Annotated in this window: 30 protein-coding genes and 1 pseudogene; 18 read left to right on the top strand and 13 right to left on the bottom strand. The window is 50.5% G+C overall.

Features of this window, described 5'->3' with window-relative positions; all coding sequences use genetic code 11:
* Window positions 1–103 precede the first annotated feature (103 nt).
* From fliD to amyA, 4 genes are all read left to right on the top strand, one after another.
* Window positions 104–1,519, top strand: a complete 1,416-nt coding sequence (gene fliD / locus GVJ63_RS05315) for a flagellar filament capping protein FliD (RefSeq protein ID WP_159226505.1) — start codon at window positions 104–106, stop codon at window positions 1,517–1,519.
* Between the two features lie 8 nt (window positions 1,520–1,527).
* Window positions 1,528–1,935, top strand: a complete 408-nt coding sequence (gene fliS / locus GVJ63_RS05320) for a flagellar export chaperone FliS (RefSeq protein ID WP_064691420.1) — start codon at window positions 1,528–1,530, stop codon at window positions 1,933–1,935.
* On the top strand, window positions 1,935–2,300 hold the full coding sequence (gene fliT / locus GVJ63_RS05325; protein ID WP_010247612.1) for a flagella biosynthesis regulatory protein FliT: 366 nt from the start codon (window positions 1,935–1,937) through the stop codon (window positions 2,298–2,300). Before fliS ends, fliT begins: the two co-directional genes overlap by 1 nt.
* A gap of 101 nt (window positions 2,301–2,401) precedes the next feature.
* On the top strand, window positions 2,402–3,883 hold the full coding sequence (amyA, locus tag GVJ63_RS05330) for an alpha-amylase (RefSeq protein ID WP_159226506.1): 1,482 nt from the start codon (window positions 2,402–2,404) through the stop codon (window positions 3,881–3,883).
* A gap of 100 nt (window positions 3,884–3,983) precedes the next feature.
* Here the strand turns inward: amyA and yedD are convergent, their stop codons facing one another.
* Complete coding sequence (yedD, locus tag GVJ63_RS05335) at window positions 3,984–4,457, bottom strand: lipoprotein YedD (protein ID WP_159226507.1); 474 nt, start codon at window positions 4,455–4,457, stop codon at window positions 3,984–3,986.
* Between the two features lie 254 nt (window positions 4,458–4,711).
* Between yedD and GVJ63_RS05340 the strand changes: the two genes are divergently transcribed.
* Window positions 4,712–5,035, top strand: a complete 324-nt coding sequence (locus GVJ63_RS05340; protein WP_008926858.1) for a DUF6388 family protein — start codon at window positions 4,712–4,714, stop codon at window positions 5,033–5,035.
* A gap of 202 nt (window positions 5,036–5,237) precedes the next feature.
* Here GVJ63_RS05340 and iraP read toward each other — a convergent pair whose 3' ends face one another.
* The gene (gene iraP, locus GVJ63_RS05345) at window positions 5,238–5,537 is read right to left on the bottom strand and encodes an anti-adapter protein IraP (RefSeq protein ID WP_010247621.1); all 300 of its coding nucleotides are present in this window, start codon (window positions 5,535–5,537) and stop codon (window positions 5,238–5,240) included.
* 174 nt (window positions 5,538–5,711) lie between these two features.
* Here iraP and GVJ63_RS05350 point away from each other — a divergent pair, with 174 nt between their 5' ends.
* Window positions 5,712–5,951, top strand: a complete 240-nt coding sequence (locus tag GVJ63_RS05350; RefSeq protein ID WP_003854508.1) for a DinI-like family protein — start codon at window positions 5,712–5,714, stop codon at window positions 5,949–5,951.
* A 38-nt stretch (window positions 5,952–5,989) separates the two neighbouring features.
* On the opposite strand, the gene GVJ63_RS05355 is transcribed toward GVJ63_RS05350, so the two are convergent.
* The 3 genes from GVJ63_RS05355 to GVJ63_RS05365 all read right to left on the bottom strand — a co-directional run bounded on the left by GVJ63_RS05355 (window position 5,990) and on the right by GVJ63_RS05365 (window position 7,119).
* The gene (locus GVJ63_RS05355; protein ID WP_010670837.1) at window positions 5,990–6,256 is read right to left on the bottom strand and encodes a hypothetical protein; all 267 of its coding nucleotides are present in this window, start codon (window positions 6,254–6,256) and stop codon (window positions 5,990–5,992) included.
* Window positions 6,257–6,407: 151 nt separating this feature from the next.
* Window positions 6,408–6,749: a hypothetical protein gene (locus GVJ63_RS05360; RefSeq protein WP_010670838.1), complete on the bottom strand. Its 342-nt coding sequence runs from the start codon at window positions 6,747–6,749 to the stop codon at window positions 6,408–6,410.
* Window positions 6,736–7,119 (bottom strand): hypothetical protein, encoded by a 384-nt coding sequence (locus GVJ63_RS05365; protein ID WP_010247627.1) that lies wholly within the window; start codon window positions 7,117–7,119, stop codon window positions 6,736–6,738. Before GVJ63_RS05365 ends, GVJ63_RS05360 begins: the two co-directional genes overlap by 14 nt.
* A 136-nt stretch (window positions 7,120–7,255) precedes the next feature.
* Here GVJ63_RS05365 and GVJ63_RS05370 point away from each other — a divergent pair, with 136 nt between their 5' ends.
* Window positions 7,256–7,888, top strand: coding sequence for a helix-turn-helix domain-containing protein (locus GVJ63_RS05370; RefSeq protein ID WP_159226508.1), 633 nt, complete (start codon window positions 7,256–7,258; stop codon window positions 7,886–7,888).
* Window positions 7,889–7,953: 65 nt separating this feature from the next.
* Here the strand turns inward: GVJ63_RS05370 and GVJ63_RS05375 are convergent, their stop codons facing one another.
* The gene (locus GVJ63_RS05375) at window positions 7,954–8,202 is read right to left on the bottom strand and encodes a hypothetical protein (RefSeq protein ID WP_010247633.1); all 249 of its coding nucleotides are present in this window, start codon (window positions 8,200–8,202) and stop codon (window positions 7,954–7,956) included.
* Between the two features lie 319 nt (window positions 8,203–8,521).
* On the opposite strand from GVJ63_RS05375, the gene GVJ63_RS05380 reads away from it, so the two are divergent.
* On the top strand, window positions 8,522–8,722 hold the full coding sequence (locus GVJ63_RS05380; protein ID WP_010247636.1) for a hypothetical protein: 201 nt from the start codon (window positions 8,522–8,524) through the stop codon (window positions 8,720–8,722).
* 37 nt (window positions 8,723–8,759) lie between these two features.
* On the opposite strand, the gene GVJ63_RS05385 is transcribed toward GVJ63_RS05380, so the two are convergent.
* Window positions 8,760–9,647, bottom strand: a complete 888-nt coding sequence (locus tag GVJ63_RS05385) for a benzoate transporter (protein ID WP_122458264.1) — start codon at window positions 9,645–9,647, stop codon at window positions 8,760–8,762.
* Between the two features lie 455 nt (window positions 9,648–10,102).
* Between GVJ63_RS05385 and GVJ63_RS05390 the strand changes: the two genes are divergently transcribed.
* Window positions 10,103–10,459, top strand: coding sequence for a hypothetical protein (locus GVJ63_RS05390; RefSeq protein ID WP_159226509.1), 357 nt, complete (start codon window positions 10,103–10,105; stop codon window positions 10,457–10,459).
* Window positions 10,460–10,636: 177 nt separating this feature from the next.
* Here GVJ63_RS05390 and GVJ63_RS05395 read toward each other — a convergent pair whose 3' ends face one another.
* Window positions 10,637–10,978 (bottom strand): hypothetical protein, encoded by a 342-nt coding sequence (locus tag GVJ63_RS05395; RefSeq protein ID WP_159226510.1) that lies wholly within the window; start codon window positions 10,976–10,978, stop codon window positions 10,637–10,639.
* A 1,267-nt stretch (window positions 10,979–12,245) separates the two neighbouring features.
* Between GVJ63_RS05395 and GVJ63_RS05400 the strand changes: the two genes are divergently transcribed.
* Genes GVJ63_RS05400 through GVJ63_RS05410 form a run of 3 tightly spaced genes read left to right on the top strand, consistent with a single transcriptional unit; the run spans window position 12,246 to window position 15,345 of the window.
* Window positions 12,246–13,187: a glycosyltransferase gene (locus tag GVJ63_RS05400; protein ID WP_129062968.1), complete on the top strand. Its 942-nt coding sequence runs from the start codon at window positions 12,246–12,248 to the stop codon at window positions 13,185–13,187.
* A gap of 3 nt (window positions 13,188–13,190) precedes the next feature.
* Window positions 13,191–13,586, top strand: a complete 396-nt coding sequence (locus GVJ63_RS05405) for a GtrA family protein (protein ID WP_010670845.1) — start codon at window positions 13,191–13,193, stop codon at window positions 13,584–13,586.
* A gap of 1 nt (window position 13,587) precedes the next feature.
* Window positions 13,588–15,345, top strand: a complete 1,758-nt coding sequence (locus GVJ63_RS05410) for a DUF2142 domain-containing protein (RefSeq protein ID WP_159226511.1) — start codon at window positions 13,588–13,590, stop codon at window positions 15,343–15,345.
* Between the two features lie 80 nt (window positions 15,346–15,425).
* Here GVJ63_RS05410 and GVJ63_RS05415 read toward each other — a convergent pair whose 3' ends face one another.
* The 4 genes and pseudogenes from GVJ63_RS05415 to GVJ63_RS05430 form a co-directional block, all read right to left on the bottom strand.
* Window positions 15,426–15,866 carry a hypothetical protein gene (locus tag GVJ63_RS05415; protein ID WP_159226512.1) on the bottom strand — a complete coding sequence of 147 codons (441 nt, stop codon included), beginning with the start codon at window positions 15,864–15,866 and terminating at the stop codon, window positions 15,426–15,428.
* A gap of 738 nt (window positions 15,867–16,604) precedes the next feature.
* Complete coding sequence (locus GVJ63_RS05420; RefSeq protein ID WP_010670848.1) at window positions 16,605–16,742, bottom strand: hypothetical protein; 138 nt, start codon at window positions 16,740–16,742, stop codon at window positions 16,605–16,607.
* 2 nt (window positions 16,743–16,744) lie between these two features.
* Entirely contained in the window at window positions 16,745–17,326 is a 582-nt protein-coding gene (locus GVJ63_RS05425) for a YmfQ family protein (RefSeq protein ID WP_159226513.1), read from the bottom strand.
* Window positions 17,317–17,781 (bottom strand): annotated as a pseudogene (locus GVJ63_RS05430) (baseplate J/gp47 family protein); the annotation flags it as partial. The gene GVJ63_RS05425 and the pseudogene GVJ63_RS05430, both read right to left, overlap by 10 nt.
* A gap of 111 nt (window positions 17,782–17,892) precedes the next feature.
* Between GVJ63_RS05430 and GVJ63_RS05435 the strand changes: the two are divergent.
* On the top strand, window positions 17,893–18,477 hold the full coding sequence (locus tag GVJ63_RS05435; RefSeq protein WP_159226514.1) for a tyrosine-type recombinase/integrase: 585 nt from the start codon (window positions 17,893–17,895) through the stop codon (window positions 18,475–18,477).
* A gap of 31 nt (window positions 18,478–18,508) precedes the next feature.
* Window positions 18,509–18,913 carry a tyrosine-type recombinase/integrase gene (locus tag GVJ63_RS22525; protein WP_159226515.1) on the top strand — a complete coding sequence of 135 codons (405 nt, stop codon included), beginning with the start codon at window positions 18,509–18,511 and terminating at the stop codon, window positions 18,911–18,913.
* Between the two features lie 31 nt (window positions 18,914–18,944).
* On the opposite strand, the gene fliE is transcribed toward GVJ63_RS22525, so the two are convergent.
* Window positions 18,945–19,256, bottom strand: coding sequence for a flagellar hook-basal body complex protein FliE (gene fliE / locus GVJ63_RS05445; RefSeq protein ID WP_003854485.1), 312 nt, complete (start codon window positions 19,254–19,256; stop codon window positions 18,945–18,947).
* A 232-nt stretch (window positions 19,257–19,488) separates the two neighbouring features.
* Here fliE and fliF point away from each other — a divergent pair, with 232 nt between their 5' ends.
* From fliF to fliI, 4 genes are read left to right on the top strand one after another with little or no spacing between them, the layout of a single operon-like run.
* Window positions 19,489–21,228 (top strand): flagellar basal-body MS-ring/collar protein FliF, encoded by a 1,740-nt coding sequence (gene fliF, locus GVJ63_RS05450; protein ID WP_159226516.1) that lies wholly within the window; start codon window positions 19,489–19,491, stop codon window positions 21,226–21,228.
* Window positions 21,225–22,217, top strand: coding sequence for a flagellar motor switch protein FliG (gene fliG / locus GVJ63_RS05455; protein ID WP_010670853.1), 993 nt, complete (start codon window positions 21,225–21,227; stop codon window positions 22,215–22,217). The genes fliF and fliG overlap by 4 nt, the downstream gene beginning before the upstream one ends.
* Complete coding sequence (gene fliH, locus GVJ63_RS05460; RefSeq protein WP_064691427.1) at window positions 22,210–22,905, top strand: flagellar assembly protein FliH; 696 nt, start codon at window positions 22,210–22,212, stop codon at window positions 22,903–22,905. Before fliG ends, fliH begins: the two co-directional genes overlap by 8 nt.
* The gene (gene fliI, locus GVJ63_RS05465) at window positions 22,905–24,266 is read left to right on the top strand and encodes a flagellar protein export ATPase FliI (RefSeq protein WP_010247655.1); all 1,362 of its coding nucleotides are present in this window, start codon (window positions 22,905–22,907) and stop codon (window positions 24,264–24,266) included. Before fliH ends, fliI begins: the two co-directional genes overlap by 1 nt.

Consider the following 24,266-nt stretch of genomic DNA (forward strand, 5'->3'; position numbering starts at 1 on the left):
CTTATTTACCTCATTACCCTAAGGCAAATAACCTTAAACTTTCCTTATTCAAGGCCGATAACCCAGGTATCAATTTCTCTGTCGACCTTATAAAGGAATTAACATGGCTAGTATAAGCAACCTCGGTGTGGGCTCCGGCCTGCCACTCAGTACCATGCTTGACAGTTTGACCACCGCTGAAAAAGCGTCACTCACACCAATTTCAAAACAGCAGTCGGCTTACACGTCCAAGCTCAGTGCCTATGCCACGCTGAAAAGCTCACTGACGACTTTCCAGACCGCAAACACCAAGCTGAACAGTGCAGACCTGTTTACCTCTACCACCGCGGCCAGCAGCTCGACGGCGTTCAGCGCCACCACCTCTGGCAGCACCGTGGCCGGTAAATATGCGATTAATGTGACTCAGCTGGCACAGGCGCAGGTCCTGACCTCATCGGTGCAGAGCAGCAATACTGCCGCACTGGGCGACAGCTCTGTGGCCAGCCGCAGCATTGCGATTACCTTAAAAGATGGCACCAGCAAAAGCGTGACGCTTTCCAGCGATCAGACCTCGCTGACCGGTATGCGTGACGCCATCAATGGCGCCAATGCCGGCGTCACCGCCACCATTATTAAGGTGTCAGACGGCAGCTTCCGTCTCTCCATGAGCGCCAATAAAACCGGCAGTGATAATGCCGTGGCGACCATTGCCGTCACCGGTGACAGCACGCTGCAGGGCGTTGTGGGCTTTGATGCATCCGCCAGCAGCAATGTGATGACAGAAAGCGTGAAAGCGCAGAATGCCCAGCTCACGGTTAACAACGTTGCGATTGAGAACAGCAGCAACCAGATCAGTGATGCGCTGGAAGGGATTACCTTAAATCTGACCGCGCAGACAACTGGCGCTCAGACGCTGACGATTACCAAAGATACCTCAAAAGCCTCCAGCGCGATCAGCGGCTGGGTGGATGCCTACAATTCGTTGCTGGATCAGTTCAATACTCTGACCAAATACACCAAAGTGGATACCAACACGGATTCGCAGGACGCCAGCAATGGCGCCCTGATCGGCGACAGCACGTTACGCACGATTGAGACGCAGCTGAAAAGCATGCTGACCAACGCGCAAAGCTCGTCATCCTACAAATCACTGGGGCAGATTGGCATCACTACCGACCCACAGACCGGTTCACTGAAAATTGATTCCACTAAGGTCAGTGCTGCGCTGGATAAAGATGCCGCAGGCGTGAAAGAGATGATCGTGGGCGACGGTAAAACCACCGGTATTACCACCAAAATCGCGACCAGCGTCACGGGCTGGTTGTCATCTAAAGGGATTGTTCAGGCCGCTACCGATGGCGTCAGCAAAACACTGAATAACTTAACGGCCCTGTATAACACCACCAGCGATCGCATTGATGCGGATATCGCACGTTATAAAACACAGTTTACCCAGCTGGATCTGGCCATCAGTAAACTCAACTCGACCAGTACGTATCTGACGCAGCAGTTCGATACCTCAAGTTCTAATAAATCATAGGAGTGACCATGTACAGCGCTACAGGCACCAAAGCCTATGCAAAAATTGGCGTAGAAAGCGCCGTGATGAGTGCCAGCCAGCAGCAGCTGGTTGTGATGCTGTTCGACGGTGCACTGAGTGCGTTAATCCGCGCCCGCTTGTTTATGCTGGATGGCAATATTGCAGGCAAAGGCAACTCTATCTCCAAAGCCATCAATATTATCGAAGCCGGCCTGAAAGAGGGCCTGACTGAAAACCGTGGTGATGAGCTGGCCGATAATCTGCTGGACCTTTACAACTACATGACGCGTCGCCTGTTGCATGCCAACCTGAACAATGATGTTGCAGCGGTCGAGGAGGTCGAAGGCCTGCTGCGCAACATCGCGGACGCGTGGAAAGAAGTAGTTCAACCTAACCTGATTCAGGACGCCGTTTAATGACTACTGCACCGCATCTGATTACCGTTTACCAACAGTTACTCGATCTCAGCCAGGGAATGCTGCGTCATGCAGCACAAGGCGAATGGGATGAATTGATCAGCAGGGAGATGGAGTATGTCAGTGCGGTGCAGAATTTAGCCCAATCGACAGAAGCCGTGTCGCCGTCGGCACAGACTCAGGAGCAGTTACGTCCGGTGCTGCGCCGTATTCTCGATAACGAATGTGAAGTGAAACGTCTGCTGCAGGCGCGGATGGATGAGCTGGCCTCACTGGTGGGTCAGAACAGCAGGCAGAAATCGGTGATGTCCGCTTATAGCAATCAAGGCGGCGTAGTTATGGTGCCGCACGAAACCCTGTCCTGATCCCCTGCACTGTCACGCCGCCAGATTTATTTTTCTGCGCGGCGTCTCTTTTTTGCCGCTTACTCCATACTTGATTTTCATCATCCCATGGAGTGTGGTACATGCAAAACCCAACGTTATTACAGTTTTTCCATTGGTATTACCCGGATGGCAGCAAACTGTGGCCGGAAGTGGCCGATCGTGCGGCCTGGCTCAGCAAAATCGGTATCACTATGGCGTGGTTGCCACCGTGCTACAAAGGGGATTCGGGTGGCTATTCTGTTGGTTACGACAGCTACGATCTGTTTGACCTGGGTGAATTTGATCAGAAAGGCGGTGTTGCCACCAAATATGGCGACAAACAGCAATTACTGGCGGCGACAGAAGCCCTGCGCAGCCACAACGTTGGGGTACTGCTGGATGTGGTGCTGAACCACAAGATGGGTGCTGACGAGAAAGAGGCGATCAGCGTAAACCGCGTCAATCCCGATAACCGCGATGAAATCTACGACGAGGTGGTCGGGTGCGAGGCCTGGACGAAATTCACTTTTCCGGCACGCGCCGGAGAGTTTTCGAAATTTGTCTGGGACCACAAATGCTTTAGCGGCGTAGACCACATCGAAAATCCGGATGAAAACGGCGTATTCAAAATCATCAATGACTACACCGCCGAAGGCTGGAACGACCAGGTTGATAACGAGCTGGGTAATTTCGACTATCTGATGGGTGCCAACATCGATTTTCGCAACAACGCGGTCAGGGAAGAGCTGAAATACTGGGCGCGCTGGGTGATGGAACAGGTGCCCTGCACCGGCTTTCGTCTCGATGCGGTAAAACATATCCCGGCCTGGTTCTACAAAGAGTGGATCGACCATATTCAGGAGGTTGCTGAGGAGCCGATGTTTATCGTCGCGGAATACTGGTCGTTTGAAACGGAGAAGCTGCAGGAGTATGTGCGTCAGGTGGAAGGCAAAACCATGCTGTTTGATGCGCCACTGCACATGAACTTCCACCAGGCTTCAACTGCGGGCAGCGCCTACGATATGAGCCAGATCTTTGCTAACTCGCTGGTGGTCGCTGATCCGTGGCATGCCGTGACGATCGTGGCTAACCACGACACCCAGCCGCTGCAGTCGCTGGAAGCGCCGGTAGAAGCCTGGTTTAAACCACTGGCCTATGCGCTGATCCTGTTACGTGAACAGGGTGTGCCCACCATCTTCTATCCCGACCTGTTTGGGGCGACCTATGAAGATGAAGGCGGCGACGGCGAGAAGCACAAAATTGAGATGCCGGTGATCCCTGAACTGGAAGGATTGATCCGGGCGCGCCAGCAGTATGGCTGGGGCGTGCAGACCGACTATTTTGATCACCCAAATTGCGTGGCCTTCAGCCGCAGCGGCACCGAAACACAGCCAGGCTGTGTGGTGATCATGTCGAACGGCGATGCCGGTGAGAAAAGTGTGCCGATGGGTGAAGGTTTTGCCGGTAAGGTCTGGCGCGATCATCTGGGGAATCGGGAAGAGACCATTACTGCCGACGAGCACGGCACGGCGGTCTTTGTCTGTAACGGTGGCAGTGTCAGCGTCTGGGTGGTGGCAGAATAAGGTCCTTGCAGAAGAAATGACTCAAAACTAAAACCGCCCCGGCAGACAGAAGCGTGAAGTGCGCTCTGCCCGTCGGGGCGGTTTTGTTATGGGTCGGCTGTTACGACTTCGCGTTGTTTTCTGTAATCGGTGTGCGCAGCAGCTGCGGTTCGATGTTCTGAATCACGGCGGCTTTCGGCTGTTTCGCCACCTCTTCCAGAGCCTGCTGACACTCAACGGTCGGACGCGCCACTCTACGCAGAGTCATCCTGTCATAGCTAAGCTCGCCATTCTCCACGACCAGCGGCATCACCCGCACCTGACGCGTTACGTTGACATAATCGCCGCTTAACCGGGTCAGTTTGCCCGGCTTCGCAATCACCCGCATCCACTGACGGCAGTCCAGCGTGCTGCCATCCGCATTGATGATCACACTGGCTATCGCCTTATCGCTGATCAGGCTGCTCTGTGGACCGACGGTTTGCCAGGTTCCCTGCAGATCAGCGGGCGCCGGCGTTTGCACCGCATTTTCATAATCGTTGATTTGTGCACAGCCACTCAGTGCCAGCGCGGCAATCAGCATCCACTTTTTCATGTTTAATCCCTAAGATCCCATCAATGGCGGCTACGTTATAATTTTTCCACCGCGTTGCGCAAGGTATCTGGGTGTTCAAACACCACGCAGACCCTGATTGCGCCAGAATTTATCCCGCACTGAGCTCCACGGTCAGGTTTTTGACCGGAAGTTCAGAGGCTGAACTGATGCAAACTCCGTCCTTTGTCACGCCTGACAAGCGGAAGACAACCCGCTACACTGACGCGCTGCAACAGACTTTCAGGAATATGAATATGAAAACGCCAGAAGCCTACTATGCCCAGGCGCGCGAGATGTTTTTTACCGCGCATCCCGACTTTCAGTCTGCACTTGATGAATTAACGGAGAGCGATGCCCGTGCGGCTAACCTGTCACTGCGACAGCTGCGCGAATGGCATGCCGAACGCATCTATGCGGCCTTTTTGCGGCAGAAGAATCTGGATGGAATGATCTTTTCTATTCAGCTCGCTGAGCCGGATAAAGCGGTGGCGGCTGAAGCTATCGAGACTTATCTCAAATCTCATGCTGAGTCGCTGGGGATGAGCTGGGAAGAGTTTTGCATCAAAAACGAGCTTTAATCAGGGCCGCGCTGAAGTTGTATATTGCAAACACCTCCAACCAGTTCCGGCACTGCAGATAAAATTGTACTAACCGGGGGAAAGTGTATAACTTCGGCGTGCGACTCAGGTCGTGATTGTCCTTTAACGAATAGTGCTGATGCACTGCCTCTGCAGGTGTTGTCTCAATTCCACCTCCAGAGGCGAATTTTTTTATCCGCCCCTACCCTTCACCTTCCGTCGCTTTACCCTTTACTTCAACATAACTCGCTACCGCCAGCAGACGATTAATATGCGTCAGCAGCAGATCCACATCAGACTGCAGAAACTCGGTCGAAGATTGCGAAGCGGTAACAATGGCATCCTGCACCGTTTCTGAAATAGTCAGCGAGTTGTCCTGTTTCGCCTGCACCAGCAGCGCCGCAACCAGCAGGGACTGCGCTTCAAGCTGCGCCGTCAACTCTTTTGCATCGACGTCCATCTTTGCCAGTTTTAGCAGAATATCAATTACCAGTTGTCGCATCGCGGACCTCCTAAAAGTAAGCCGCCATTATGTCGCGATGCGTGCGCATTTTGCTAGTCGAAGATTGAGGTTTATGCGAGATAAAAATTTACACGAAATCAGGCGCGCTGCCTTGCTACTGTTTTTATTTACAGTATTATATGTCAGCGATTTTGCCCTGAATGGATTGCCATCATGTTTGTTGAGTTGATTTATGACAAGCGCAACGTTGCCGGTTTACCGGGTGCTCGCGAGATGATTCGTGAGGAGCTGGAAAAGCGGGTGCATCGGGTGTTCCCTGACATTGAAGTTAAGGTCAAGCCGATGGAACGTAACGCGATTGATACTGATTTGAGTAAGAACGATAAAGCGACGGTTGCGCGGATTGTTGAAGAGATGTTCGACGAAGCGGAAATGTGGCTGGTGGCCGATTAATCCCTTAACGGCCACCACATCAGTTAGCGGGAGATGACTTAGCTCTCCTGCTCGCTGTGATTAACTTCAATCTCGATGTCCTGAATCGCGGCATCCAGATCTTCCAGCAGTTTACCCTGCTTATTAAGCAACGCATCGATTCGGTCGGCGTTGGTCTTGTCTTTATACTCACCCGCATCAAACGCTAACCATTGGCTGGAAAGGGTTTCGGTGTTGGTCTGAGCATAGTGACGCATCTCTTTTAGCTGAGAAGTCACGTCACGCAGATATTCAGTTTTGGTCTTGGTTTCTGTTGAATCGCTCATGCTAAATTTCCTTCTGGTCATTTATCCAAAGTGAGTAGGCTTAGCGGTTCATCAACCGGCCAATCAGCGGGCCTGCATTCAGGTACAAAATGTTGCCCGGATATTTAAAACTAGTCGATAATAGCGAAGCCGCATTAAGAATAATCGGAAGTTATGGTTTATGACCGGATTTCACGGCTGGCACCTCACTCTCAGTGACGACCTCTTTGACTTTTATGACCGTTTTGTCGGCTATGCGATCCGGTATTGCATCCAGCTTGTGCTGTATTGCTGCAACCTGATCGGTCAGCAGCTCCACTCTGTCATCACGCCGCGCCGCAATTAAGCGGTAATCCGCCCGAATCTCCTCGACCCGCTTGTTTGCGGTGTTACTGACGTAGAGAAAAATGATCGTCATCAGGATGCAAATCATCGAACAGCTCAGCAGTACGCAGCCGAGAATAACTTTGCGCCGGTAAGACATAGGTGCCTTAGTGCTATTAATCGTGGCCATCACTGCGATCCTCCAGAGTTGAGATAAGCCGATCAATCTCATTACGAAATTTATCGTTCTGATCGGTTTCGGTCATTGCCAGTAAAATCCCTACCGCATTCTTGATTAACCGAAGATCGGTTTCGAGTGTCGAGATACGCCGCAGATTCCTGTCGTGCCGTTCGCGTAATTCATCGTTCTCCTCCCGTATCAGCAGGTTGCTCTCTTTCAGCAACACCACCTGCTCTTTGTAGCTGGTAATAATTTCGCCGCCGGCTCGATTACTGGTAACGATTGACGCAATTCCCGCCAATAACGGTTTCCAGAACAGTGCTGCTGCCCCCCCACCCAGAACTAACGCACCCATACTGGTAATCAGACTACTTTCCATGCCACACCCCTTTGTACGGTAAGGTCTCTGGAACTTACTGCGTGCTGCTTAGCCACGTCCCCCGCATGAAATTTAAGATTGCTTAAATACCAGGCTTAAGTATACTTAAGTCACTCTCAACCAAAAAGTCAAGCTTATGAAAAACGAAACGCTGGGTGACCGCATCCGACTCCGACGTAAATCGCTGCAGTTAACGCAGAAGCAATTGGCGCAACAGGTAAAAGTGTCCCATGTGGCGATTTCGCAATGGGAAAAAGAAGAGACGCTGCCGCGCGGTGAGAACCTGCTGCGGCTCGCCGAAGCGCTGGGCTGCGCACCGGCTTTTCTGATAGATGGGGATGGTCCTGTTTTCAGCGAAAGCGCCTGGAGTGGTCTGCACCAGATCCCACTGCTTGCACAGCGCGACGTGCCGCGATGGCTGAGCGAGGCCGGTTCCGTCCGGCATGAACTGCTGATGCACAACGACATGGCGCTTTCGCAGCAGAGCTTTGCCTTCCGGGTGGAAGAACAGGCGATGACGCCCGCGATTCTGCGGAATGATGTGGTGATCATCGATCCCACGCAGTCACCTCAGCCCGGCGACTGCGTGCTGGCATTGCAGCATCAGGTCGTGCTGCTACGCACCTGGCGTCAGCGCGGCAGTGAAAATGGCGTCATGCAGTTTGAACTGGCACCGGTCAATATCAACTTCCCTGAGCTGCAATCCAGCCGGGACAGCCTGAAGCTGATTGGTACGCTGGTGGAACTGCGACGCTACCGCCAGCCATAAAAAAACCCGCCGGGCGCGGGTTCACTTTTCATCGTACAACAGTGGCTGAGTTTATAGCCGGGCAACTACAGGGCATCGGTCAGTTGATCTACCACCACTTTGCCCTGCAGATCGGTCTGCATAATGCGGTAATTGACGGGCCATGAGCGGCGGGTACTGAGTTTATCGAACAGGGTTACGCCGCCTTTTTTAACTCCCTGGCTATTTACAATAATCCATTCGGTGACCTCTTCCTGACCACGATTTTTCAGGCTCAGCGAGCGTTGTTCGATTAACTGATCTTCAGCTTCAATCTTTAAATAGTCTCTTAACATAATTTCTATCTCCTGGTAACGCAGGCCACTATATGCCTTTTGCTAATCCGTTCAATCGAATTTATTTATCGATCTGTTTATCGACGGGAATGTGACCTGCCGCAAGCGACATAGCAGGTTTGTCCATTACTGCATCAGGGATTCCCGGTTAGCATGAACCTGCTGTACACACCCAAACATCGAAAAATGACGTGTTCAGTATGAGAGAAACTCCGATTAGCCCGCCGCTGGCGGGCTTTTTTTTCTTCTTTAATCCGCTGCGCATGCGGGATGTCAGTGCTGGTCTAAACTTAAGAGACTGGAATAAAAGGAGAGAGTTATGTTTAAACACAATACGAATGAAGAACGTAAGAAAGAAGGTGATGTCAGCAAAAGCCTGCCCGAAGCCGCGCCAAACGCTGGTAATGCTTACGAGGAAGATGATCATCCCGCCACTGATGCACCGAAAGATCATGGCGAAGTGCCGCGCAAAAATGATGACAGCCAGGATGACAAAAAAGATCCTTACAAGGCAAGCTGATGTGCGAGAGGCGCGCCCGCTGGGCGCGCTGCTAGCGTTAAGATTTAATGAGATCGGCAAGCTGGTGCTGATTTTCAACCAGCCAGGCTGGAAAATGTTCGGATGTTACCGGCACTATCTCCATCCTTCGCGGACGATTCCAGATATCAATATTGTTCTCAACGCAGCGCCGTATGTGATCCGGATTATTAAATTCGGGACAGTTACGTTCGGTATGAGAAATCGAAGACATTTTTTCACTGATGCGCTCATCGCTCATTACCCAGGAAAAATGCCATCCTGCGTTCTTAATGGTTTTCGTCCGGAAATTTAGCCACTTCCAGCGCAACCAGTTCTCGCGTATCGGTGTTCCACGACGCTTAACATTGCGAAGCAATTCCGGTTGTCCCATAAAAAAGTTTCGCAGCGTTTTACAGGTCACCATTTTTGCCAGGGTGGCACAGCGCGGTGTGCCGTCGTCATTTAAAACCCGGACATTAAATTTAAAATTGAAATATTGCTGATGCAGCGTCGTGCAAAGATGCTGATGACTGAATGCTTTTATCGCCTCGGGTCGGGGAATTTCATCGACGTCTGACACAATAACAATATCATCATCCTGCGCGCCGGCCAGCCCCTGCATAATCTGATTACGTGCAGTGGCTTCATTTTCCCAGGGATCAGTCTCACCCGCATTAACCAGAGAACTATTCGATTTAAAGGCTTCCTGATAAAATCTGGGCGCAATATCGTTAACAATATAAATAATTTTATCGCGGAAACGATCGAACTTCTCAATATCAAAATGAAGCTTTTCCCGGCGTTTTCCGGTAAAGGTATAGCGCGATTCCACAATGACAAACCGATCAACAACATGCTCAAGCGTGTTCAGACGCATCTCAAGCAAGATATCTTCATCGTAGTACAAAAAACAGTCATAAATCATAATATTCAGAGGCACTTAAGTAGTAAGGATTTTCATCAGGACACCTCAACATGCGTAACACAACAGAGGTATAACGCCTTTTACTGGGTCGTTTTTTAGTGAACCTGATGTGTGTGTAATGTACTGCGTAAAACTATCCATGTTTATAATAAACTGGCTAACAAAGGCTGCAGGCAATGATTTTCGGGCATCCACCTCAAAGCAGACTAACGATATGATGAGCAACCATTCAGAGTGATATTTACCTGACAACGGTTAACACCAGCAGACAGCATGAGTCACCTGATGCGGGCTACTGAGTTCCTGTCCGTTGCTTACATCATAATGCGTTGCGCAGAATGTTACATATAGTCCGTAACGCCAGCAATATTAAGCGCAGATTTTTGATTAAAATGAGCGATACGATCAATATCCGGATATTATTGGTCAACAAAATAACTATGATGGTTTAGTTAATGAAGAAGATCATTATTGCCCTGAGCATAAGTCTGTTGGGCGGATGCGTAGATATGGGACGGGTTGGATTACACCCGACAACAAAAACCGCTTATTTCGACGGTCCTCCTTTTCAGGTTGAATCCTGCCTTAACGTAGCGGCACAGGATCAAAAACTCTATCTGGAGCAGGATGACCCCCTGCCGGATGGCACGAAGCGATATAACCTTGAACAGGATGATGAAACCGTGGCCTGGGTTGAAATTGCAAAGTTCAGCCATCATCAGACTAGTGCGACATTTTACTATGATCCAAAAGCATCAGATATCAGCACAGCAGTTTCAGGGATGATCGCGCGGTGCAAAACATCGAGTTAGAGGCATCGTCGCCATGTGCGTGATGCAGAATGGATGATCAGGAGTTGGCATACGTTGTCAGGCCAGCCAGAGCACAAGCGCTTGCCTGACAACCTTTCGCACTCTTCTAATCAAAGGCTTTTATCAGGCCCGCTTCCGTGCTATGCCATGTTCAGAAGTGGGCAGTCGAAGCTCAGCCTATTTAGCCGGTTCGCAATCATAGGCGCCTCGTATGCGGATCTGACTCTGGCTGGTGCGGACGATTTCAGCTCTTAACAGCCCTTTGCCCTGACGGTTCGTCAGTTCCATATCCACCATCCCCGGCGCTTTGCTGTTTTTCACCAGCAGTTTGACGGTCGCGTTATCGTAATCGCCCTTCTCTTTCGCAAAGGTGACTTTCTGCGTTTTTGCGCGTTCCCCATTCACCGAGAACCAGCCGCTCTTGTCAGGTTTAAGATAGAACGGCCCGCACTGCGTGGCAGCAAAGGCTGGAACCGATAAGCTGATTAACGATGCGATAAGGATAAGTTTTTTTAGCATTGAGCTGGCGTCCTGCTGATGGGTGATGAGGTGTCGGGTCGCCTGCACCGAAGAGTGAGTTCCCTGCTGCACGGCTCGTAATAAAGAGCAGTATAGTCAATGACACCTGCATTATCGCCAGTATAGGGTCATAGACTCAGCAAAGGGATCGGCCTTGATGCGGGCATCCCACTCCCTCATCGCCTCCACGCAGGCGTGCCTTGTTCAGCGGAATCAGCTCACTAAACCTGCATATTCATAATTTCACTTTGAATATTTAGCATATCAGGTTGCTGTGCGTTGAAGCGTGGTTTTACAGAGACATACCGCAAGTCACAAACTGCCGTCGTGGTGGTTTTGAGGTGATTTGCGGTATTTTTTTGTGCTACATGTGTGCTACGGCTAAATTGTAGGCCGGAGTGGCTCGTACACAGACACAACCTCCGCCGTCACTTTCCCCAGCACAATGATGCCTTCCATTCCCTCTCCGTCGATCGTCTCTCCGTCTGAGGTGATAATCCCTGTATTGAACAATCTGCCCAGTTGCGGGAACTCGCCTACCTGGAATGCGATTTTGTCTCCCGGCGCTGGCTTAAGTGATTTGTCAGCCAGCGAGAACCCGTCAGGTGTCTCGATTAGCAACATGTTGTTCCGGTGAGGCATCAGCACGTCGTTGAGGTCGATGCGCCGCTCTATTTAGTCCAACGCAGGTGATGGAAATCCCATATCTACCTCACATATCCCATGTTGCGTAACGACCAGGTTTTATTCTCACTTCCCTCTGTGACCAGTTCGAAGAAGAAGTTCTAGTAGTACCTTATCCACCGGTTGCACTCCTGCAGCGTCCACACGTGATTCACGTCATCCAGCCGCTTCTGGAATGCCGCTGTTGTGACAATCTGCCGCCCCTTGCTGTCCTTCGTTATCGCTCCAACGAAGGTCGCATGTATGTCACTCTCTCTCGCCATAACAAATCCTTCCCTGACAAATACTGTATGGATAAACAGTAATATCGATCGGTATGTTTGATCAAGCAGACAAGTTCTCAGATTTGTAAGCATTTGAGGAATAAGAGTTTTACACAGGTAGGGGCAACGAAAAGATTCTAATCTCAAATCTTGCAAACCTATCCTCGAAGAAATAAGCGCCATGCACTCCTCTGTCGAGAATATTTCAAAGTAAACAATACATTAACCCAATTTTTATTAAAAAAAATTAGTAGGGTTGCACGACAAAATTAATATTTTTTAGTAAAATTTCTTCAAAATCACATTAAGGAAAGCATGAAATGCATTATCGTGGGTTAAAAATAGCTTTGGTAGTACCATGCCATAATGAAGAAACAACTATTTTTCAAGTAGTTACTGACTTTAAAAAACACATGCCTGAGATTGAGCCTTATGTTTTTGATAACTGCTCTACTGATAAAACCAAAGAAGAAGCCTTAAAAGCCGGTGCAACGCTAATCTCTGTGTATGAAAAAGGTAAAGGCAACGTTGTAAGAAGAATGTTCGCTGACGTTAACGCAGATGTCTATGTAATGGTCGATGGTGATGCCACATACGATGCATCCTCAGTCCATAAATTAGTCGATAAGTTAATTGATGATAACCTTGACATGGTAGTTGGTTGTCGAAAAGTTGTGTCTGATAAAAAAGTTAAAGCATACCGGTTAGGCCATGAGTTTGGTAATAAGATGCTAACAAGCAGTGTTACATCTATTTTCGGCGGTAAGTTTACAGATATGCTTTCAGGGTATAGAGCATTTACTCGAAGATATGCAAAATCTTTTCCAGCATTATCTCAAGGCTTTGAAACTGAGACTGAACTTACTGTTCATGCCCTTGAATTAAGAATGCCCTATGGTGAAGTTTCAACTTTATATGGAGAAAGGCCAGAGGGTTCAGTAAGTAAACTTTCAACTTATAAAGACGGGTTAAGAATTTTAAAAACTATTATAAAGCTTTTCATGCGAGAAAAACCTTTGTATTTCTTTAGCATTTTGACCGTATTACTTTCAACAACATCAATTATTCTTGCTATACCGATTTTCTCCGACTATTTTCTTACCGGATTAGTACCCAGATTACCAACAGCCGTTCTATCTGCAATGCTCATGCTTGCCGGGCTAATGACATTATCCTGCGGTCTTATTTTAGATAACATTAACGTTGCTCGTCATGAGAGCCGGAGACTTTCATATTTACTCATTACTAACTCATTAAGCTAAAATATGAGCAAGGTCATAACTGAAATAATAAAATTTGGTGCTGTAGGGGTATCAGGCTTTTTAGTCGATACTTTTTTTGTACTGCTATTGAAATCATATGCTGGCGCATATGGTGCCCGAATTATTTCTTTCTCATTCGCAGTAATTACCACTTGGTTACTTAATCGCAATATCACATTCAAAAAAGCTAATAGAAGTGATGGGCTCATCACTGAGTTCTCCAAATATGCAGTAAGTATGTGTATAGGTGGGTCAGCTAACTTGATATGTTACAGCTTAATAATATCTTCAAGACCGCATACTACAGAGAATATTATATTCGCCACCGCAATAGGTAGCATTGCCGGATTGGTTTTTAACTTTACATTATCTAAAATATTTATTTTTAAGGAAAAATAGCGTGCGAGTAAGAACTGGGGTCATAATTTTCCTGGCATCTATGTTACTTTTTTCATGGGTTTTAACTGTGAAGCCCCCTTTTAGCTCACCTGATGAAGGGTTCCATCTGAGCCGGGCAGACGGTATTCTCCAAGGATATTTTATACTTAAGCCAATATCTCCAGATGGTTCATCCGGCGCAAAAGTTGATATATCATTAGATAAAATGGCTAATCTCTTCAATTCAACATTGAGTGCAACACACCTTGGAGATCTCAATGATTCATTAGAAGAAATGAAAAATCTTAAGTGGAGCCATGCTTATTTAGCTAAAGGGATGCCCAACGTTAGTTTTTATACTCCCAGCGTTTACCTGCCACAGGCTCTCGGCTTTTACATTAGCAAAGCCTTAGATCTCAACCTTTACTCATCATATTTATTTACTAATGTAGTAACTTTTGCAGCATGTTTAATACTACTAATTCTTGCCTATTATATTTACCCCATACCATTATTAACCCTTGTTTTTTTAACAATCCCAATGTCTGTCTTTCAGTTGATGTCACCAACTATTGATGGCCTTAGTATGGCATTTACTGTTCTAGCCATGTCATGCTTTATGAGGCTTCTTTTTGACAAAGAGATAAAAAATTACAACGGGCTTGCTCTCTTAATGTCGATTTGTATATTTTCAGCAACTGGTAGTCGCGCAAACTTGTTATTAATGTCATTAATGCCTTTGTGGCTTTTTTATAAAAACAGGAAACTTTCAAATCTTTTATTTCTGGCACTATGTTTAGTTACCACCCTCTCATGGACCACATATAATCTTTTGAATGTACACGACGCTGGCATGGGTCGACATCCTGGTTATAGCAATACTGAGTTAGTCATTTTTTACCTGAAAAATCCTTTAATCTTCTTTAAAATATTCTTCAATACTATAACTGACGTCAATACATTAATATTATATTTAACATCTATGATAGGTGTGCTAGGTTGGCTTGATGCGCCAATTTCTAAAACTTCTTTTTCTTTATTTTTTGTTATAATTTTGACTGCATTAGTAATCTCCGTAATGTCATTTAGAAAGTCGAATGACAAAGCAACATCGTATTTTATTTTCATCTTATCAGCACTTTCATTATTATTGATTTTTCCCGCCTTACTTGCTCAATGGAACTCATTCCCTACCGAGAAGATAGTTGGTGTCCAAGGAAGGTATTTTATCATACCTGCACTTATATTTGGTTATTGCTTTCACACTTATGAAAGGATGAATCTGGAAAAATTACTAGTATTGTCATCAATTTTAGTTGCATCAACTTACACAGTTCATTCAGCAATCAGCAATCATTATATTCACCCTAAATTTACATTTGAAACAATCAATTCTCCTGACGAATTGAAAAACTCAAGACCCATAAATATTTTGGGGAACTCACAGCCTCCTTATGCCCTTTCAGTGCCTAATGGGAACATTAGCAGTATGCTCATCTATTTTGGAAATTATAATAACAAAGCTAAAGGCACGGTAAATCTTAAGGTTTGCAGCGTAGAGAAATGCCAAGAAACTTTTGTTAACACACACAAACAGCAGGATAACTCTTTTTATGAGTTTAACCTACCGCAGGGTTTAAAGGTAGAGAATAGAAAAATCACATTAAAATTTAATTTTTTTGAAGATGACAATTCATCCCCCCTAGCTTTGTGGGAATATAGCCCAACAAACGAAAATAACTCATTTTCTCCACGAATTAAAATAAATTATATCAACTAAAATTCCGGGCGGCATGTCCGCCCTTATCTCCGTCTACCCTCCCTGTTTTAAAGTCTCATTTTTACTTTCTCAGAAGACTTTCACATTATTAGCTTATTAACAGGCCCTTTTGGAAGAACATCTCGACCAGATGCTTCAGCAATATAGGCTCTCAGAGCTTTGCGGTAAGCAGTCAATTCAGCTTTTGACTTTGCCACCGCCGCTTCCGTTAACTCGCCGCTATAGTCCTCATCTTCAATTCGCTGGTTGAGAGCGGTGATGTGGGCTGACGCGTGATTGTATTCCGACTGCGCAATATTGAGGTTTTTCTGTGCCTGCTCTTCCGGGGTGATTTCAACTACCGGAGCAGTAAATACCCAGCTACCTTTTTTGTCCTTCTCTGCAGTAAAGCTTGGGCCGACCTGATCCTCCTCTTTTATCTCGTAAGTTTCATACTCAGGGAAAAGGTCACCTTCTCCGTTCCACAGGACTGCATTTACTACAACGCCGTCTTTAATCAATGCGTAAGATGAAACTGACATTATGCATACTCCCAGATAATGACAATGCCATCAGCACCCGCGCCACCTTTGTAGCCGGTTAATGCATTGTTAGGTCCGCCAACTGCGCCGCCTCCACCAGAACCTAATCCATTGGCATCGTTTCCGACTGAGTTGTTATTTGCCAGACTGAAACCACCTTTACCGAAAAACGAATCTCCGCCTTTACCAACAAAGTTTGATCCGGTACTAAGAGATACGCCGTGTTCAGAACTCCCTCCGGGGGTGTTAACAATGTTCCCGCCCGTTGCGTTACCACCCAGAACACCCGTACAGGTGAACGGCGGTATTGACTGCTCTTGGCCGTAACCGCCGCTGCCACCCTTACATAAAATAAGGCTGCCTATTGAGGAGTCGCCTCCTACGCTACCCGATGCGGGTAATCCACTATTCGATTTGCCCTCGTACCTACTGTAATAAGTTGTCCGTCAATCTGATCTACTGATAGTTTTGATTTTGCATAACCACCTGCACTACCGCCGGTAGCCAGGGAAACGGTTGATGACCCTGAATACCCAGTGTTGCCTCCCGAACCACCTGCGGCCTGAACCTCGGAAATAACATTTATCGTACCTGGCGTTTTTTTATAAATGGCACTGGTTTTAAAAATCTGTACATTGATCAGCCGTCCGGGTCCGACCACCGTGTTCATGGCGGCGAGCAGCTGCGCCCTGTTAGATTTGGTAAGCGTCAGGCCCCCGCCTCAATAACCGCAGCTATTTATTCCTGAACTGAATCAAAAAAATCTGCATTCAGCGCAGTAGGCAGTTCACCGGCCTGAGGATTACCGCCGGTAAAGCCATTTTTACCCGCGCCAAATTTATCCACCTGCGCGGTAGATGTGTCAATACGATGCATTTTTACTCCGGGTATCTGAAAATAACGTAGGTATGTGACAGTGGCTGGTTGTTAAGTATGCATTCAGCGATAGTGTCTCCCCACGTTCTAAGACTGTCCGTGCAGTTACTGATGGCCGTCATTGGGGTTATCTGCGTGGAAGCAGGCATGTTTACCTGCCAATAGTACCGCCACTCATCGCTGTAAAGTGAGTCAGTACAAACAGACAGGCAGGTAAACTGGCTTTTGTTGTAGCGAGTAATGGTGACGCCGGTGTAACCCAACGCCTCAAGCTGGGCCAGGTAGAATGCCTCATTAATACCGCCAGCCAGATTAAGCTTTGCATCCAGCCGCTGCCGCCGCTGCTGAAGCGTCCGAACACCTGCAGGTGCGCAGCTGTCAGGCAGTCCACTGATGTTCTCATAGCGATCAATCAACTCCGTCACTGAGTGCGGGTCCGTTTCCAGCATCAGTGCATCACCGCGACCATGTACCTCTGCCAGTGACGGTGCCAGCCCGGTTAGCAGCAGGTCTTCACTGTCCCACGCAGGGCCGCGTGGCAGCAGTGCGCCCAGCATCCGGCGATACTGCGCCGTTAATTCCATGAGATAGTCCCCACCACACCCACCTCGCCTTTACCGATGGTGATATCAGCTGCAGGACTGACCAGCGTGTGGCTGTACTCGCCGGTTGCGATGCTGATGGCCTCACTGATGCGTGACGGCTTCAGCACGTTCTCAGGACCGCCATCGCGCAGCATCATTGAGCGGAGCTCAGTCTCAACGGCATAGCGCACAGTTGCGGTGTCCGGGTTGAGTCGAATCTGGAAGTTAACCGTGTGCTGCGTAGGTGCGAAAACATAAATGTCTGCACCGGCTACCGGGGCCAGTGGTTCAATATAGGCTTTGACGGCGGCCACCGTGGCGGCATCCGGGATCGGATTAATCAGGTCGCTGTTCGCCACCATGATACCGACTGTTCCCCGCCCGCTCCAGTGACGGTATGTCCAGGCGCGGGTAATGCCTGCCACTTCTTTAGCCCACACCTCATAATCGCCGTCTACCGCATTAAGACAGGGACGTTTGATTACAGGAGTGAGTTCCCAGACTCACCACTATTTAAGAACCAGGCTGGATCGTCAAAGTCGGTAGCTATCAGGGAGATTGCTGATTTGTGGCTGAAGCTCAAAAAGCCTGACTGGGCCAATAGCTCTTATGTCACGACAGAACGTCGCGCCAGGGTGACGCTGGATATCATCGGCAACGGAAAGGACATCCGGTCGATCATGCAGAAGGACCTACTCAACCTGCGCATCGAGCTTCTCAGTGGCAGCTACTTCACGGGCAGGAAGATGAATATAGAAAAGAAAGGGAGGACGGCGGCCACGGTAAACTCCAGCATGGCAGACCTGAAAGCTATCTTCGCCTTTGCTCATGGCAACGGGTATATAGAGGCAAATCCCATGACGGGAATAAAACCGCTCAAGAAATCCAGTAAACGGCCAGACCCGATCACGCGGGAAGAGTACCCTCGCCTCATCGCAGCATGCTCAACACACCAGACGGCAAACATGTGGTCACTTGCCATCCTAACGGGATTACGTCACGGAGAGATATGCGCTCTGGCATGGGAGGACATTGACCTTGAAGCGAAGAAGCTGACAGTCAGCCGAAACCTCACGCCACAGGGTTCTATTCACGCCGCCGAAGACGGAAGCGGGAAACCGCGTCATCTGTCTGATAGGCGCAGCCGTTGATATTCTGCGTGATCAAAGGGAGCTGACCCGAATGTATCCTCAGACCTCATTCACCTTTCATACCAGGGAGTATGGCGAGCGCATTGAGGAACAGAAGACATTCGTGTTCAATCCCTGCGTTAACGCAGTCAACGGCAGGTCGGGAGCATATTACTCAACAGAGTCACTGGGACAGATATGGACCGGCGCACTGAGGCGTGCAGGCCTGCGTCACCGGAAAGCATATCAGTCCCGTCATACGTTCGCGTGCTGGGCTCTTTCAGCAGGCGCAAACCCGAACTACGTTGCATCGCAAATGGGTCACTCCGATGCGCAGATGGTGTACCGGGTTTATGGCGCCTGGATGTCAGAGAACAATACTGACCAGCTATCACTCATCAACACGAAAATGAGCGATCTTGTGCTACATACGTGCTCCACTAAAGTGGCAGTGTGATAAACCTTAACAGCTTCAGACAGTTACCCGCCTAAACCTGCATATTCATAATTTCACTATACGCCGACACCAGCTTGTTCCTGACCTGAATACCCATCTGCATTGAGATTGACGATTTCTGCAGATCGACCATTACATCATTAAGCGCGATACCGGGTTTCCCCATCTCAAAATCCTGCGCCTGGGTGCGGGCGGTGGTCTGCGTCTCGCTGATCTTATCCAGCGCCGCTTTCATAGTCGCACCAAAATCGATCTGATTAGGGGCTTCACTACTGCGGTTGCTGGCCTGCAGTGAGGTCGCCTGAAGCTGCTGCAGTACGCCATCAATTGCCTGAATGGACATGAACGATACCTTATTAAAGAGGATGACATTTTTGATGTGAGCAAAAGTTAGCACGTTGTCAATGAGACAAAGCCGCTAAATGACATCAAAAACCCTACCTTATCCAGGCATCGAATTTTGCTTATCACCTAATAATGCCTGGCATTGAAGTGGAAATTTTATCTACGCAGGTCAGGGAGTCTGTTTTGCCATCTCAACTTACCCGGTCAATTACGTCAGGCAGGAATCGGTCATGAATGCGAGTACAGCCGCCACAACAGAACAAGAAAAGAAAGGCTTCGGTGACCTGCTCGCTCGCCTGCGCGCAAATCCGCGTATTCCTTTAATTGTCGCTGCCGCCGCCGTTGTGGCGATAGTGATCGCGATGGTGCTCTGGGCGAAGCAGCCCAGCTATAGCGTCCTTTATAACAACCTTACAGATGAAGATGGCGGTGCCATCGTCACGCAGCTGACGCAGATGAACATCCCTTATCGCTTCGCCGAAAATGGCGGCGCGCTGATGGTGCCGGAAGCGAACGTGCATGAGCTGCGTCTGCGTCTGGCTCAGCAGGGTCTGCCGAAAGGCGGCTCGGTGGGTTTTGAGCTGCTGGATAAAGAGAAGTTCGGTATCAGCCAGTTCAGCGAGCAGGTTAACTACCAGCGCGCGCTGGAAGGCGAACTGGCTCGTACCATCGAATCACTCGGCCCGGTTAAAAGCGCCCGTGTTCATCTGGCGATGCCAAAACCAACCTTATTTGTGCGTGAGCAGAAAGCGCCATCCGCTTCTGTCACCTTAACCCTGCAGCCTGGCCGTGCGCTGGATGAAGGCCAGATTCAGGCCATCGCCCACATGGTCTCAAGCAGCGTCGCCGGTTTACCGCCGGGCAACGTCACCGTGGTCGATCAGACCGGTCGCCTGCTGACCCGCTCTGATTCCGCCGGTCGCGACCTGAATGATGCACAGCTCAAGTATGCCTCTGAAGTTGAAGCACGCTACCAGCAACGTATCGAAGCGATCCTGAATCCGATTCTCGGTCAGGGCAATGTGCATGCGCAGGTTACCGCGCAGATTAACTTCGACACCGCCGAGCAGACCGACGAGAAATATCAGCCTAACGCTAACCCGTCGAACTTAGCGATTCGTTCGCGTCAGACCAGCACCAGCGACCAGTCAGGCAGCCCTTATCCGGGCGGCGTGCCGGGCGCGCTCTCTAACCAGCCTGCGCCAGCTAACACTGCGCCAGTGACGACGCCGAACAACAATGCCGCCAATGGCCAGAACGCCAATGGTCAGAATGCTAACGGTCAGAACAACGCGGCGAATAACGCTAACCAGACCACCAGCACCGCAGCGGCCAGTGCCGGACCGACCAACTCGCGTCGTGACGACACGGTGAACTACGAGCTGGATCGCACCATTCGTCATACCAAGGTCAACGTTGGCGACGTACAGCGCCTGTCGGTGGCGGTCGTGGTGAACTTCCGTGCAGATGATAAAGGTAAAGCGGTTGCGCTGAACGAACAGCAGCTGAAGCAGATTGAAGATCTGACCCGCGAAGCGATGGGCTACTCCCAGAACCGTGGCGACAGCATCAACGTGGTGAACTCGCAGTTCAACACCACTGAACCAGTGACCACCGATCTGCCCTTCTGGCAACAGCAGTCGTTCTTTGATCAGCTGATGAACGCCGGTAAGTGGCTGTTGATTGCCCTGGTCGCTTTCATCCTCTACCGCAAACTGGTTCGTCCGCACCTGGTTCGCAAGCAGGCCGCAGAGAAAGCCGCCGCGGAAGCCGTTGCCGCTCGTGCGACTGAGCAACCGGAAGAAGAAGCCTTTAATGTGCAGCTCAGCAAAGATGAGCTGGATCAGGAACGTAAGTCTAACAACCGCATGAGCGCAGAAGTGATGAGTCAACGCATCCGCGACATGTCAGAAAACGATCCGCGCGTTGTAGCGCTGGTAATTCGCGAATGGATGAGTAAAGAGCTATGAGTCTGACCGGAACCGAAAAAAGCGCCATCCTGATGATGACCATTGGCGAAGAGCGCGCCGCGGAAGTTTTCAAACACCTGAACCAGCGTGAGGTCCAGCACCTGAGCGGCGCGATGGCCAACATGCGTCAGGTGTCGCATAAACAGCTGACTGAAGTGTTGCGTGAGTTCGAAGCGGATGCTGAGCAGTTCGCGGCGCTGAGCCTGAACTCCAACGAATACCTGCGTTCGGTGCTGACCCGGGCACTGGGCGAAGAGCGCGCCTCCAGCCTGCTGGAGGACATTCTCGAAACGCGCGACACCACCAGCGGCATGGAAACGCTCAACTTTATGGAGCCGCAGGCTGCTGCCGACCTTATTCGCGACGAGCATCCACAGATCATCGCCACCATCCTGGTCCACCTCAAGCGTGCCCAGGCCGCCGATATTGTGGCGCTGTTCGACGAACGTCTGCGTCACGACGTGATGCTGCGTATCGCCACGTTCGGTGGTGTCCAGCCAGCCGCGCTGGCCGAACTGACCGAAGTGCTGAACGGCCTGCTGGATGGCACCAACCTCAAGCGTGCGAAGATGGGCGGCGTGAGAACCGCAGCCGAGATCATTAACCTGATGAAAACGCAGCAGGAAGAGGCGGTTATCGAAGCCGTACGCGACTTCGATGGCGAACTGGCGCAGAAAATTATCGACGAGATGTTCCTGTTCGAAAACCTGGTGGCAGTGGACGACCGCAGCATCCAGCGTCTGTTGCAGGAAGTGGAGTCCGAGCAGTTGCTGGTTGCACTGAAAGGTGCCGAACAGCCACTGCGCGAGAAGTTCCTCAAAAACATGTCAGCCCGTGCGGCGGATATCCTGCGCGACGATCTGGCCAACCGTGGTCCGGTGCGTATGTCCGCAGTGGAAAACGAACAGAAAGCGATCCTGCTGGTGGTACGCCGCCTTGCCGAGTCAGGCGAGATGGTGATTGGTGGTGGCGAGGAAACTTATGTCTGATGCATTTTCTGCGCGCCCCTGGCAGCTGTGGCAGCCCACGGATTTAGGCCGTTTCGATGAGCCTGCTGAGCCGGAGCTGCAGCCAGAAATTTACGAAACTGAAGATGGCGTTGATGAGCAGCAACAGCAGCTCGAACGCCTGCAGCAGCAGATGCGTAAAGAGGCACAGGGTCAGGGTTACAACGAAGGCTATCAGCAGGGTGTGACCGAAGGCCAGAAAGCCGGTTACGACGCCGGTTTTCAGCAGGGTCTGGCCGATGCCCAGCAGCAGCAGGCGCCACTTCAGGCGCGTATGCAGCAGCTGGTAACCGAGTTCCAGAACACGCTGGAGTCGCTGGACAGCGTGATTGCGGCGCGTCTGATGCAGCTGGCGCTGGAAGCGGCACGTTCGGTGATTGGTCAGGCGACCACGGTGGATGGCACCGCCCTGCTGCGCCAGATTCAGGGTTTACTGCAGCAGGAACCGATGTTCAGCGGCAAACCGCAACTGCGCGTTCACCCGGATGACTTACAACGCATTGAGCAGACCCTGGGTCCGACGCTGGATCTGCACGGCTGGCGGCTGATCGCTGACAGCACCCTGCATCCTGGCGGCTGTAAACTCAGCGCAGAAGATGGTGACCTGGATGCCAGCGTCGCGACACGCTGGCAGGAACTCTGCCGTCTTGCCGCACCGGGAGAATTGTAATGACCACTCGTCTGAATCGCTGGCTCGGCTCGCTCGATGCCTTTGAGAAACGCATCGCCCAGGTGCAGCCGGTGCGCCGTTATGGCCGCCTGACCCGCGCCACCGGCCTGGTGCTGGAAGCAACCGGCTTACAGTTGCCGCTGGGTGCGACCTGCGTAATCGAACGCAACGATGGCAAAACCATCAGTGAAATCGAAAGCGAAGTGGTGGGATTCAACGGTCAGAAGTTGCTGATGATGCCACTGGAAGAAGTGGACGGCATTTTACCGGGTGCGCGGGTCTATGCGCGCCAGAACGGAGAGAACCCGCAGGCAGGCAAACAGATGATGCTGGGGCCGGAACTGCTGGGCCGCGTACTCGATGGCAGCGGGCGACCGCTGGACGGCCTGCCGTCTCCGGATACCGGCTATCGCGCGCCGCTGAACACCCCGCCGTTTAACCCGCTGCAGCGTACGCCGATCACCGACGTGCTGGATACCGGCGTGCGAGCGATCAACGCCCTGCTGACGGTCGGTCGCGGACAGCGTATGGGCCTGTTCGCCGGTTCGGGCGTGGGTAAAAGCGTGCTGCTTGGCATGATGGCGCGTTACACCAAAGCGGACGTCATCGTAGTCGGTCTGATTGGCGAACGTGGCCGCGAAGTCAAAGATTTTATCGAGAACATTCTCGGCGCTGAAGGCCGCGCCCGTTCGGTGGTGATCGCCGCCCCGGCCGATGTTTCGCCGCTGCTGCGTATGCAGGGTGCCGCTTACGCCACGCGTATCGCAGAAGACTTTCGCGACCGCGGCCAGCATGTGTTGCTGATTATGGATTCCCTGACCCGCTACGCTATGGCGCAGCGTGAGATCGCGCTGGCGATTGGTGAGCCGCCGGCCACCAAAGGCTATCCGCCTTCCGTATTCGCCAAACTGCCTGCCTTGGTTGAGCGTGCCGGTAACGGCATCGACGGCGGCGGCTCGATCACCGCCTTCTATACCGTCCTGACCGAAGGCGACGATCAGCAGGACCCGATCGCCGACTCCGCGCGCGCCATTCTCGACGGCCACATTGTGCTGTCGCGTCGGCTGGGCGAAGCGGGTCACTATCCGGCCATTGATATAGAAGCCTCGATCAGCCGTGCGATGACCTCGCTGATCGATGAGAACCACTATGCGCGAGTGCGCCAGTTTAAGCAGTTGCTCTCCAGCTTCCAGCGTAACCGCGATCTGGTCAGCGTCGGTGCTTATGCCGCGGGCAGTGATCCGATGCTTGATAAAGCGATCACGCTCTATCCGCAGATGGAAGCCTTCCTGCAACAGGGCATCTTTGAGCGCAGTGATTACGACGACGCCAGCCTGCATCTGCATGCGCTGTTTGGCTAG

It is taken from the genome of Pantoea sp. 18059, assembly GCF_902706165.1.
In the GTDB taxonomy this organism is placed as follows: domain Bacteria; phylum Pseudomonadota; class Gammaproteobacteria; order Enterobacterales; family Enterobacteriaceae; genus Pantoea; species Pantoea agglomerans.